We start from the raw sequence: 11702 nt of genomic DNA on the forward strand, positions 1-11702 counted from the left end.
TCGATAGTGTCGCGATCAAGGTGAAAAACAAAAAATCACCAAGGCGACAAACGAGAGGCAAAGACAATGATCAATTCGCGTCCGGCGGCGAAGACCGCAAACGTATCCGACGATCGCCGCGAGGCTATCCGCTCGCTTTACATGGAATCGCTGCAGCTGGTGGAGCGTCTGCACCGCCGCCTGCTTGACGTGATCAAGGACGAGTTCGACCGCAACGGCCGTTCCGACATCAACGCCATCCAGGCGCTGCTGCTCTTCAACATCGGCAACTCCGAGCTGACCGCCGGCGAGCTGCGCTCGCGTGGCTATTATCTCGGCTCGAACGTCTCCTACAATCTAAAGAAGCTGGTCGACCTCGGCTTCATCAACCACCAGCGTTCGCGCATCGACCGCCGTTCGGTCCGCGTCTCGCTGACGCCGAAGGGCAACGAGGTGGCCGACGTCGTCGCCGGCCTCTACGAGCGCCATGTCGGCTCGATCGAGGCGGTCGGCGGCATCAACACCGACGAGTTCAAGCAGATGAACCGCGCGCTGCAGCGCCTCGATCGCTTCTGGAACGATACGATCGCTTACCGGATGTAAGCGCTTCGAAATTGGGGACGGGAAAGCCGCGCCGAAGAAGCGCGACCGGGAGAAGAGTACGGGACCGGTGCTGAAGCGCACCGGTCCTATTCTTTTTGCGAAGGCAGGCATCTGCGGGAGTTCGCTCTGCGCATTGAAGCTCCGCGCCTGAAGGGCAGGGTGCTTACTTCGCAAGGACGCGCCGGCGTTGCCGCCGATGCAAAAAAGCATCGCTGCCTTTTCTTTCACCGTGCCGCCGCAGGCAAATCGCGGGCCAAGGCCACGTTGCCGCCATAATCGCGGTCAATGCGATTTGTGAGTGACGCTGCGGGCCTGTGCCTTGCGCTCCTTGGAACCTGCGTGGCGGCAGCGCGTTTCTGGCGGCCGACGATGTGGGTCATGGTTGGCGAATTGTTAAGTTCGCCACCCCTAGAGTGCGGACAAGCCGCCCGGCAAGCGAATTGAGCGAGAGCGAATAGCCAAGAATGTCTGCCATGAGAACCAGCCGCCGTTTCTTCCTCACTGGAGCCTCCGCGCTCGCCGCCGCTGTTGTCGCCGGCCATGCCAGCGCGCAGGATGTGGTCGGGGATATCCTCAAGTCCTCGACGCGCGGCAATTGGGACGACCAGTTCGACGCCCGCGCCAACAACACAAGCAAGGTCGCCTCAACGCTGCCGATCTTCAGCCAGCAGACGGTCGCCTTCACCGAGCAGGCGGTGGCGCAGTATCAGAACATCGTCTCCCAGGGCGGCTGGGAACAGGTTCCGGCGACCAAGAAATTGCAGCTCGGCGTCGACGATCCGGATGTCGTCCCGCTGCGCAAGCGCCTGATGGTCTCGGGCGACCTGCCGCAGAGCGCCGGCATTTCGACGGCCTTCGATTCCTATGTCGACTCGGCGGTTAAGCGCTTCCAGCTCCGGCACGGCCTGCCGGCCGACGGCGCCATGGGCAAATACACTTATACGGCAATGAACGTCTCGGCGCAGATCCGGCTCGGCCAGTTGCAGACCAATCTGCAGCGCCTGAAGGAAAAGGCCGGCACGCTGGGCGACCGCTACGTGCTGGTCGACATTCCGGGCGCCCAGATCGAAGCCGTCGAGAACGACCGTGTCGTGCTTCGCCATACCGCGATCGTCGGCAAGATCGACCGCCAGACGCCGATCGTGAACTCGAAGATCAACGAGATCATCGTCAATCCATACTGGAACGCGCCGGTCTCGATCGTGCGCAAGGACATCATTCCGCTGATGCGGAAGGACCCGAACTACCTCAAGGACAGCCACATCCGCCTGTTCGCGCCGGACGGCAGCGAGGTCGATCCGATGACCATCGACTGGTCGACGGACGACGCCGCGAAATACCGTTTCCGCCAGGACCCGGGCAACAACAACGCGATGGCCTCGGTCAAGATCAACTTCCCGAGCCCGGACGGCGTCTACATGCACGACACGCCGCAGCAGAGCCTGTTCGGCAAGCTGATGCGCTTCGATTCCTCGGGCTGCGTGCGCGTCCAGAACGTGCGCGATCTCGTCACCTGGATCCTGCGCGACACGCCCGGCTGGGACCGCCAGCATTTCGAGGCGGCGATCAAGACCGGCGAGAACACGCCGATCCAGGTCGTCAACCCGGTGCCGGTTCACTTCCTCTATCTGTCGGCATGGTCGACCGCTCCGGGCGTCGTGCAGTTCCGCGACGACATTTACGGCCTCGACGGCGCCGCCGAGCTGCAGATCAGCTCTGCGCTTTAAGTGCCTGATCTAAAAAGAAAAAGGCCGCTCTTGTAGCGGTCTTTTTGGTCGGATCAGCCGCAACTGCCAGCAAGCAGAACGACAGCCTCGGCGCTGGACGGCGCGCCTTCGATTGCGCATCGGATTGAATCAGCGATCGAACTGGGCTTAAGCCATGCCGGCATCGAGGCCGAGCGCGCCGAACTGCGGGGCGATGCTTCGCCGAGGCGACATCAACGACCATACGGCGCGCAAGCTGTTCACCGAAATCACCTTCTCAGAGGCGCTGCTGAAGCCGCGAACCGCGCGATTAGCACCCGCCAGGCTTGGCTTGACGCAAACCGGCCAGCAAATTTCGCGCCGCAAACGTGGCGGGCCGAAAACAACTGTGTTAATGCGCGGCGAACTCGCAGACCTCCGGCCCCAAGGGAAAGCAAGCCATGTCTAATGCCGCGGCAGCCTCCAGCAAATTCGAATCCTTCTTCGAGACCACGCTTGCCGATGCCGATCCGGAAATCTTCGGCTCCATCCGCAACGAGCTCGGCCGCCAGCGCCATGAGATCGAGCTGATCGCTTCCGAAAACATCGTGTCGCGCGCCGTGCTCGAGGCGCAAGGCTCGATCATGACGAACAAATATGCTGAGGGCTACCCGGGCAAGCGCTACTATGGCGGCTGCCAGTTCGTCGACGTGGCCGAGGAACTGGCCATCGAGCGCGCGAAGAAGCTGTTCGGCTGCAACTTCGCCAACGTCCAGCCGAACTCGGGCAGCCAGATGAATCAGGCAGTGTTTCTGGCGCTGCTGCAGCCCGGCGACACGTTCATGGGCCTCGACCTGAATTCGGGCGGCCATCTCACCCACGGCTCGCCGGTCAACATGAGCGGCAAGTGGTTCAAGGTCGTCTCCTACGGCGTACGCAAGGACGACCATTTGCTCGATATGGACGCGATCGAGAAGACCGCGCATGAGACGAAGCCGAAGCTGATCCTGGCCGGCGGCACCGCCTATTCGCGTATCTGGGATTGGAAGCGTTTCCGTGAGATCGCCGATTCGATCGGCGCCTATCTCATGGTCGACATGGCGCATATCGCCGGCCTCGTTGCCGGCGGCATGCATCCGTCGCCGCTGCCCCACGCCCATGTCGTGACCACGACGACCCACAAGTCGCTGCGCGGCCCGCGCGGCGGCATGATCCTGTGCAATGACGAGGAAATCGCCAAGAAGATGAACTCGGCGGTGTTCCCGGGCCTGCAGGGCGGACCGCTGATGCATGTCATCGCCGCCAAGGCGGTGGCGCTCGGCGAAGCGCTGAAGCCGAGCTTCAAGGCCTATGCCGAAAGCATCGTCGCCAATGCCAAGGCGCTGGCCTCCAGCTTGCAGGAGACTGGCCTCGACATCGTCTCGGGCGGCACCGACAATCACCTGATGCTGGTCGACCTTCGTCCGAAGAACGCCACCGGCAAGCGCGCGGCAGCAGCCCTTGGCCGCGCCAACATCACCTGCAACAAGAACGGCATTCCGTTCGATCCGGAAAAGCCCTTCGTCACCTCTGGCGTGCGCCTCGGCACGCCGGCGGGTACCACGCGCGGCTTCGGCCAGGCCGAGTTCCGCGAGATCGGCAAGCTGATCGCGGAGGTGCTGGACGGGCTGAAAGCGGCGAATTCCGATGAGGGCAACGCAGCGGTCGAGGCCGCTGTGAAGGCCAAGGTCACGGCGCTGACCGATCGCTTCCCGCTCTATCCCTATCTCGGTTGACCGGGCGCCACGCGTCATCTTTTATCCTGCGCTCGCGCCGCTCCTCTGGGCGGCGCGGCTTACTGGAGATCCGATGATGCGTACTTCCCGTCTCGCCGCGGCCTTGCTTGGCCCGCTTGCCGCCTTCGCCACCTCCGCCGCGATGGCTCAGGACGAAACCAAGCCGGATGCTGATCTGCCCGCCACCAATACCTTCGGCAGGTGGACCACCATCATCGATACGCTCGATACCGGCCAGGACGCGCACAAGACCTGCGCCGCCTCCACGGCCTTCCTCGACGGCGCCGGCAATGCGGGCTCCCTGACGCTGTCGATCTCGACGGGCGACGCGCTGCCGCCGGATGCGTATCCGACCATCATGTTCATCGTCGACAACAAGACCTTGCCGACCGGCGACAAGATCGCCGCGACCTTCGGCGACCCCGGCGTGAAGATCGCCGCGACGGTCTCCTCCAACGCGGCCGCCGGCGGCCGTCCGAGCTGGATGGTCGACAACCAGGCCAAGACCAGCCTGGCCTTGCTGCGCGCCATGCGCAAGGTCACCTCGCTCGATGTGGTCTTCGGCAAGCAGGCCGTCGCCAGCATCCCAATGGACGGCTTCACCAAGGCCTATCGCAACCTCGGCACGTCCTGCGGGTTTTCGACCAAGGACGTCGCGCCCTGACGCTGCCGGCCTTGGGGTAGGGCGCTGGCAATTGTTCTTGCGCCTCGCTATCTCTGATAGAAAGGCTCCGCGCTTTGCTATAGCGGCAAAACGAACTAAGCCTTCCGGTATCCTACAGAATCGCCAAACCGAAAGCTTCCCATGCGTTGTCCCTATTGCCAGTCCGAAGATACGCAGGTGAAGGATTCGCGTCCCGCCGAGGATGGCGCGGCCATCCGCAGGCGCCGCGTCTGTCCTGACTGCGGTGGTCGTTTCACCACCTTCGAACGCGTGCAATTGCGTGACCTTGTGGTTGTCAAGAAGTCCGGCCGCAAGGTGCCGTTCGACCGCGACAAGCTGCTGCGCTCGGTCGAGATCGCGGTGCGCAAGCGCAATGTCGACCCCGAGCGTATCGACCGCGCCGTCACCGGCATCGTGCGCCAGCTCGAAAGCTCCGGCGAAACCGAGGTCGCTTCGGGCGAGGTCGGCCGGCTGGTCATGGAGGCGCTGAAGTCGCTCGATGACGTCGCCTATGTCCGCTTCGCCTCCGTCTATCGCAATTTCCGCGAGGCCAAGGATTTTCACGAGCTGCTGGGCGAATTGAAAGGCGACGAGGAGAAGACCGAAGAGGACGCCGGCTGATCATGGTGGGACAGCGACTGGATGAGGCCGCGCAGGCGGCCCTTGATCGCCGTTTCGTGGCCGCGGCCATCAGGCTGTCGCGCCGCAATGCCGGCCGCACCTCCACCAACCCTTCCGTCGGCACCATCATCGTGCGCGACGACGGCGCCGGCCCGATGATTGTCGGCACCGGCGTGACGGCCGTGGGCGGCCGCCCCCATGCCGAGACCGAAGCGCTGGCCGAGGCCGGCGAGCTTGCGCGGGGTGCCACGGCTTACGTCACTTTGGAGCCCTGCGCCCATCACGGCCGCACGCCGCCCTGCGCCAACGCGCTGGTCAATGCCGGCATAGCGCGCGTCGTCGGCGCGGCCAGCGATCCCGATCCGCGCGTCTCCGGCAAGGGCTACGCCATCCTGCGCGCCGCCGGTGTCGAGGTGGTGGAGAAAGTACTGGCCGCCGAGGCCGCCGAGCAGATGGCCGGCTATCTGACTCGTTCTCTGAAAAAACGCCCGGAAGTGACTCTGAAGCTTGCGCTTTCGAGCGACGGCAAGATCGGCCGCAAAGGCGCCGGACAGGTCGCCATCACCGGCGAGATCGCCCGGCGCGATGTCTATCTGATGCGCGCCGAGGCGGACGCCATCCTGATCGGCATCGGCACCGCGCTCGAGGACGACCCGGCGCTGACCGTGCGCCTGCCCGGGCTGGAGAACCGTTCGCCGGCGCGTATCATCCTCGATCGGCAGATCCGGTTGCCGGAGACGTCCAGGCTGGTGTCCGGCGTCGACCGCGTGCCGCTCTATGTCGCCGCTTGCCTGGAGGCCGATCCGCATCGGCGGGCAGCGCTCGAACGCGCCGGCGTGCGCTTCATCGGCACCGAAACCTATGATGGCTTCGTCGCTCTGCCGGAATTGCTGGAAGACCTTGCCGCGCTCGGGATGGCAAGCGTTTTGGTCGAAGGCGGTGCCAGGGTGGCCAAGGCCTTCCTGGAGGAAGACCTGGTCGACCGCATCGTCCTGTTCCAGGGGCCGGAGGCAATCGGCGAGGATGGGATTGCATCGCCCATCGACGCCGACCATATCCCGGCAGGCTTTCGCAAATTGCGCGACATGCGGTTTGGCGAGGACAGCTATGCCGAATGGGTAAGACCATGATCGCGAAAAGTGGGAACCGGTTTTTGTGCGAGATCATGGTCAAAACGAAAGACGCTCTCTGATGTTTACAGGAATTGTCACGGATGTGGGCGCTATCGCTTCGGTGAAGCCGCTGGCGGAAGGCGTCGGCCTGCGCATCGACACCGCCTATGATCCCGAGACCATCGCGATCGGCGCCTCGATCTCTTGCGGCGGCGTTTGCCTGACGGTCACGGCGCTGCCCGAGCACGGCTCGAATGCGCGCTGGTTTGAGGTCGAGGCCTGGGAGGAAGCGCTGAGGCTGACCACCGCGTCGAGTTGGAAGCCCGGCACCAGGATAAATCTCGAACGCGCGCTGAAGATCGGCGACGAACTCGGCGGCCACATCGTCTCCGGACATGTCGACGGCACCGCCGAAATCGTCGAGCGCAAGGAAGAGGGCGATGCCGTGCGCTTCACGCTGGAGGCGCCACGCAATCTGGCGAAGTTCATCGCGCCCAAAGGATCGGTCGCGCTCGACGGCAACTCGCTCACCGTCAACAAGGTCGAAGCGACCCGCTTCGACGTGCTCCTCATCCATCACTCGCTGAGCGTCACCACCTGGGGCGAGCGCCAGGCCGGCGACCGCGTCAACATCGAGATCGACACCATGGCCCGCTATGCCGCGCGCCTGGCCGAGGCAGCGAAAGAGGGGCTTTGAGGACAGGCCTTGAAGTTGCCGGCCATTGGCCGTACATTGTCTTCAGGAGAAACGATGATGACGGTACATGCACATCCACCTCGCAATCGCGCCCGTGGTGAACGCCTAGAAGCTCGCATCACTGCGGATCAGAAGAGCCTGATTGAGCGTGCTGCAGCGCTGCAAGGCCGCACCGTGACTGACTTCGTGCTGAGCAGCGTCCAGGAGGCTGCCCGCCGGGCCATCGAAGAGCACCAGCGCCTTGAACTATCTGTCAGCGACAGCAGGGCATTCGTGGATGCTCTAGTCAATCCAAAACCAGTGAACGATCGCCTGCGCGATACGGTGCGTCGGTATCGCCAAGCCACTGGCATCTGAGGGTGACGGGCTCGACCGAGGCCTCTTTGCGAGTTGAGGTGCTCGGTTCGCAGCACGACAGAAACTCGTTCGAATGCGGCGTAGAGCCACTTGATCGATATCTTCGAATGCAGGCCGGACAAGACGCTCGCAAGAACATTGCAGCACCGTTCGTGCTGGTCATGCCGGACGGAGCTATTGCAGGCTACTATACCCTCTCATCGACTGCGGTGAGTGTCGGTGAATGGCCTGTTGAGACGGTCCGCAAGCTGCCGCGTTATCCGCTGATTCCGGCGACGCTGCTCGGGCGCCTAGCGGTAGATCGACGGCAACAGGGCCGGGGTTATGGCCGATACCTCCTGGCCGATGCCCTGCTTCGATCTCTCCGCAGTGAGATTGCTGCGTTTGCGGTAATCGTTAATGCAAAGGACGGGAACGCGCGCCGGTTCTATCAGCGAGAAAGTTTTTTGCCATTTCCGGATCAGCCGATGAAACTATTTAGGCCGATGGCCGATATCGCGGAACTGTTCAGATGAGAAAGGGAACTCCAACGGAGGGTGAGAATTCCAAGCTCAAAGAACGGCTGACCCGCGAAGCAATGGCCGATGTGGATGCCAGCCGTGTGGTGGATCACGGAGCCGTTCTTGTCTGGGCTGAAAGCCTGGGTACCAGCTGTCCGCTTCCACCGCCTCGGATAAAGATGCGATAGACCAAGCGGCACCCCGCCAATCTTCCGCTTGCGGTCAACACGGCTTCGGCCTAAGTCACCGGCAACCCCCCGGAGACTTTTATGGCTGGCACATCCCAACATGGCAAAGCGTTCATTCGCCCGAAGGCGAAGGCGCATCTGCTCATTGTCGAAGCGCGCTTTCACGACGATCTCGCCGACGCCCTGCTCGAAGGCGCGACCGGCGCGCTCGAGGAGGCCGGCGCCACCTATGACGTGGTGACGGTTCCCGGCTCGCTCGAAATACCTGCTGTCATCACCTTCGCGCTCGATGGCGCGGCCGAAGGCGGCACGCATTACGACGGTTTTGTTGCGCTCGGCACCGTCGTCCGTGGCGACACCTATCATTTCGACATCGTCGCCAATGAATCGAGCCGCGCGCTGATGGACCTTTCGGTGCAGGAGGCGATCGCGATCGGCAACGGCATTCTGACCACCGAGAACGACGCGCAGGCATGGACGCGCGCGCGCAAGACGGAAGGCGACAAGGGCGGCTTCGCCGCACGCGCGGCGCTGACCATGATCGCCCTCAAAGAAAAATTCGGAGCCCAATCGTGAGCGATCCCGCCTCGACCGGAGCGGCGCGCCACGCCAATAAGCGTGGGGCTGCCCGTCTTGCCGCCGTCCAGGCGCTTTATCAGATGGATGTGGCCGGCAGCGGCGTCTTCGAGATCACGGCCGAATACGAGACCTTCCGCCTCGGCAAGGAAGTCGACGGCGCGCTTTACCGCGAGGCTGACGCGCAATGGTTCCGCGCCATCCTGACCGGCGTCGTCGAGAACCAGAAGACCATCGATCCCGTCATCCGCCAGGCGCTGACCGAGGATTGGCCGCTGTCGCGGCTGGATTCGACGCTGCGCGCCATCCTGCGCGCCGGCGTCTACGAATTGATGAAGCGCGAGGACGTGCCGGTGGCCGTCATCGTCTCCGAGTATGTCGACATCGCAAAAGCCTTTTACGAGGAAGACGAGCCGAAGCTGGTCAACGCCGTCCTCGATCGCGTCTCGCGCCGGGTTCGCGGCGAGGGGCGAGGCAAGGACGCTTCGTGACGACCGCAATGGCCGCGATCGCCGAGACCGGCAGGGAAGGGCGCCGCACGGCGGTGCTGCTTGCCGCTGCGCAGGCGATTGTCGGTTCGGCAGCTCCGATCGCCATTTCGCTCGGCGCGCTTGCCGGCCAATATCTGCTCGGCCCGGACAAGTCGCTGGCGACGGCGCCGGTCACCGGCTTCAATCTTGGCGTGGCGCTCGGGTCCTTGCCGGCCGCCGCCATCATCCGCAGCCTTGGCCATCGCGGCGGCTTCATGACCGGCACCATCGTTACCGCGCTCGGCGGCCTGATCGCGACGCTTGCGCTCTATCAGGCAAGCTTCTGGCTGTTCGCCTTCGGCCTCTGCGTCATCGGCGCCGGCGGCGCTTTCGTCCAGCAATTCCGCTTCGCCGCCGCCGACAACGCGCCGCCCGAGTTCAAGGCGCGCGCCATCTCCTTCGTGCTGGCGGGCGGCATCATCACCGCCGTCCTCGGGCCGCAGATCGTCATCTACACGCGTGAATTGCTGGCTCCGGTGATGTTTGCCGGGTCCTTCGTCTCGATCCTGCCCCTGGCGGCGGTTGGCGCGCTCATCCTGTCGTTCCTGCGGGTTTCCTCCCGGACCGGCGCCGTCACTGAAGCTGCTGCAAGCGATGCCCGCCCGCTGATTGAAATCGTCGCTCAGCCGCGTTTCATCGCCGCATTGTTCTGCACCGTCGGCAGCTACGCGCTGATGAGCTTCGTCATGACCGGCGCGCCGCTCGCCATGGTCGGCTGCGGCCTGTCGGAAGACAATGCCACTCTTGGCATTTCGTGGCACGTCATGGCCATGTTCGGGCCGAGCTTCTTCACCGGCTCGCTGATCCATCGCTTCGGCGCCGAACGCATCGTCGCCACCGGCCTTGTCCTGCTGATCGGCTGTGCTGCCGTGGCGCTTTCCGGTTTGGCGCTCTGGCAGTTCTGGACGGCGCTGATCCTGCTCGGGCTCGGCTGGAATTTCGGTTTCATCGGCGCCACCGCAATGGTCGCGGCCAGCTACCGGCCCTCCGAGAAGAGCAAGGTCCAGGGTTTCCACGACTTCGTCCTGTTCGGCTCCGTCGCATTCGCTTCGCTGATGTCGGGCGCGATCTACAATGCGTGGGGCTGGACTATGCTGAACTGGATCGTCTTCCCGGTCGTCGCGCTCTGCTTCCTGGCGCTCGGGACCCTGAAGCTGACGGGCTTGCGCGCCGCCAGCTGACATCACGCTGTCGGGACTGCCTGCCGCGCTTCCCTGGCGTGGGGAACAAAGATATTGCGCTGATCCCCTCAATTATGAAACCGTGTACCCCGACTGGCCGTTATAGCCGTGCTCACATGCGGCCACCGATTAATCGGTCCACAGCAAGGGATTTTCACAATGTTTTCAATCCGAAAGCTCGCCGTAGCAGCCGTCGCTCTCGGCATTGCGACGGCCTCGGCCAGCGCCCAGGTGGTCGTCTCGTCGAAGATCGATACCGAAGGCGGGGTGCTGGGCAACATCATCCAGCTCGTGCTCAACGCCAACAACATCAAGACGACGGACCGCATCCAGCTCGGCGCGACGCCCGTGGTGCGCAAGGCGATCACCGCCGGCGAGATCGACATCTATCCCGAATATACCGGCAATGCCGCCTTCTTCTTTCAGAAGGCCGACGATCCTGTCTGGAAGGACGCCGCCAAGGCCTACGAAACCGCCAAGAAGCTCGACTATGACGCCAACAAGATTGTCTGGCTGTCGCCGTCGCCGGCCAACAACACCTGGGCGATCGCGCTGCGCAAGGAAGTGGCCGACGAGAACAAGCTCGTCACCTTGACCGACTTCGGCAAATACGTCGCGGGCGGTGGCAAGGTTGTGCTGGCGGCCTCCGCCGAGTTCGTCAATTCGGCGGCGGCGCTCCCGGCCTTCCAGACGACATACGGCTTCACGCTGAAGCCGGACCAGCTGATCACGCTCTCCGGTGGCGATACCGCCGCGACCATCGCAGCCGCCGCCAACCAGACCAACGGCGCCAATGCCGCCATGGTCTACGGTACCGATGGCGGCATCCAGCCTTCCGGCCTCGTCGTGCTCGAGGACGACAAGGCTGTGCAGCCCGTCTATCAGCCCGCACCGATCATCCGCGAACAGGTCCTGAAGCAGCATCCCGAAATCGAGGCGCTGCTGAAGCCGGTCTTCGCCAAGCTCGATCTCGTCACGTTGCAGGAGCTCAACGGCCGCGTTCAGCTGGGCGGCGAGCCGGCGAAGGGCGTGGCGGAGGATTTCCTTAAGAAGAACGGGTTTTTGAAGTAAGATAAGCCCGCCTTGAAAAGCGAGAAGTCGTTGCGAGGCGCCCCCCTCTGTTTTGCCGGACATCTCCCCCTCAAGAGGGGAGATTGGCAGTTGCTGCGCCTCGCTCCCTTCTCCGGCCTTGGTGATTGGCGAAGGCCCACGCGACATCTGATCTCCCCCGCAG

Annotated in this window: 13 protein-coding genes; all 13 read left to right on the forward strand. The window is 63.6% G+C overall.

The annotated features are described in order from the left end of the window. The first annotated feature begins 66 nt into the window (after positions 1–66). Entirely contained in the window at positions 67–582 is a 516-nt protein-coding gene (locus FJ980_RS01945) for a MarR family winged helix-turn-helix transcriptional regulator (protein WP_040983294.1), read from the forward strand. 473 nt (positions 583–1055) lie between these two features. Then, entirely contained in the window at positions 1056–2309 is a 1254-nt protein-coding gene (locus FJ980_RS01950) for a L,D-transpeptidase family protein (RefSeq protein WP_140541279.1), read from the forward strand. Positions 2310–2728: 419 nt separating this feature from the next. Then, positions 2729–4042 (forward strand): serine hydroxymethyltransferase, encoded by a 1314-nt coding sequence (gene glyA / locus FJ980_RS01955; protein WP_140541280.1) that lies wholly within the window; start codon positions 2729–2731, stop codon positions 4040–4042. 73 nt (positions 4043–4115) lie between these two features. Next, positions 4116–4706, forward strand: coding sequence for a hypothetical protein (locus FJ980_RS01960; RefSeq protein ID WP_246676279.1), 591 nt, complete (start codon positions 4116–4118; stop codon positions 4704–4706). 141 nt (positions 4707–4847) lie between these two features. Continuing rightward, entirely contained in the window at positions 4848–5327 is a 480-nt protein-coding gene (gene nrdR, locus FJ980_RS01965; protein ID WP_140541281.1) for a transcriptional regulator NrdR, read from the forward strand. A gap of 2 nt (positions 5328–5329) precedes the next feature. Further along, on the forward strand, positions 5330–6457 hold the full coding sequence (ribD, locus tag FJ980_RS01970; protein ID WP_181181078.1) for a bifunctional diaminohydroxyphosphoribosylaminopyrimidine deaminase/5-amino-6-(5-phosphoribosylamino)uracil reductase RibD: 1128 nt from the start codon (positions 5330–5332) through the stop codon (positions 6455–6457). A 61-nt stretch (positions 6458–6518) separates the two neighbouring features. Further along, entirely contained in the window at positions 6519–7136 is a 618-nt protein-coding gene (locus FJ980_RS01975) for a riboflavin synthase (RefSeq protein WP_140541282.1), read from the forward strand. Between the two features lie 57 nt (positions 7137–7193). Continuing rightward, a complete protein-coding gene (locus FJ980_RS01980) occupies positions 7194–7493 on the forward strand; it encodes a DUF1778 domain-containing protein (protein WP_140541372.1) in 300 nt (99 codons plus the stop codon). 2 nt (positions 7494–7495) lie between these two features. Continuing rightward, positions 7496–8008, forward strand: a complete 513-nt coding sequence (locus FJ980_RS01985; protein ID WP_140541283.1) for a GNAT family N-acetyltransferase — start codon at positions 7496–7498, stop codon at positions 8006–8008. 254 nt (positions 8009–8262) lie between these two features. Continuing rightward, a complete protein-coding gene (locus tag FJ980_RS01995) occupies positions 8263–8757 on the forward strand; it encodes a 6,7-dimethyl-8-ribityllumazine synthase (RefSeq protein ID WP_140541284.1) in 495 nt (164 codons plus the stop codon). Then, complete coding sequence (gene nusB / locus FJ980_RS02000; protein WP_140541285.1) at positions 8754–9248, forward strand: transcription antitermination factor NusB; 495 nt, start codon at positions 8754–8756, stop codon at positions 9246–9248. Before FJ980_RS01995 ends, nusB begins: the two co-directional genes overlap by 4 nt. Positions 9249–9256: 8 nt before the next feature. Next, the gene (locus tag FJ980_RS02005) at positions 9257–10468 is read left to right on the forward strand and encodes an MFS transporter (RefSeq protein WP_140541373.1); all 1212 of its coding nucleotides are present in this window, start codon (positions 9257–9259) and stop codon (positions 10466–10468) included. 159 nt (positions 10469–10627) lie between these two features. Beyond that, a complete protein-coding gene (locus FJ980_RS02010; protein ID WP_140541286.1) occupies positions 10628–11539 on the forward strand; it encodes an ABC transporter substrate-binding protein in 912 nt (303 codons plus the stop codon). Positions 11540–11702 lie beyond the last annotated feature (163 nt).

It is taken from the genome of Mesorhizobium sp. B1-1-5 (genome assembly GCF_006443065.1).
In the GTDB taxonomy this organism is placed as follows: domain Bacteria; phylum Pseudomonadota; class Alphaproteobacteria; order Rhizobiales; family Rhizobiaceae; genus Mesorhizobium.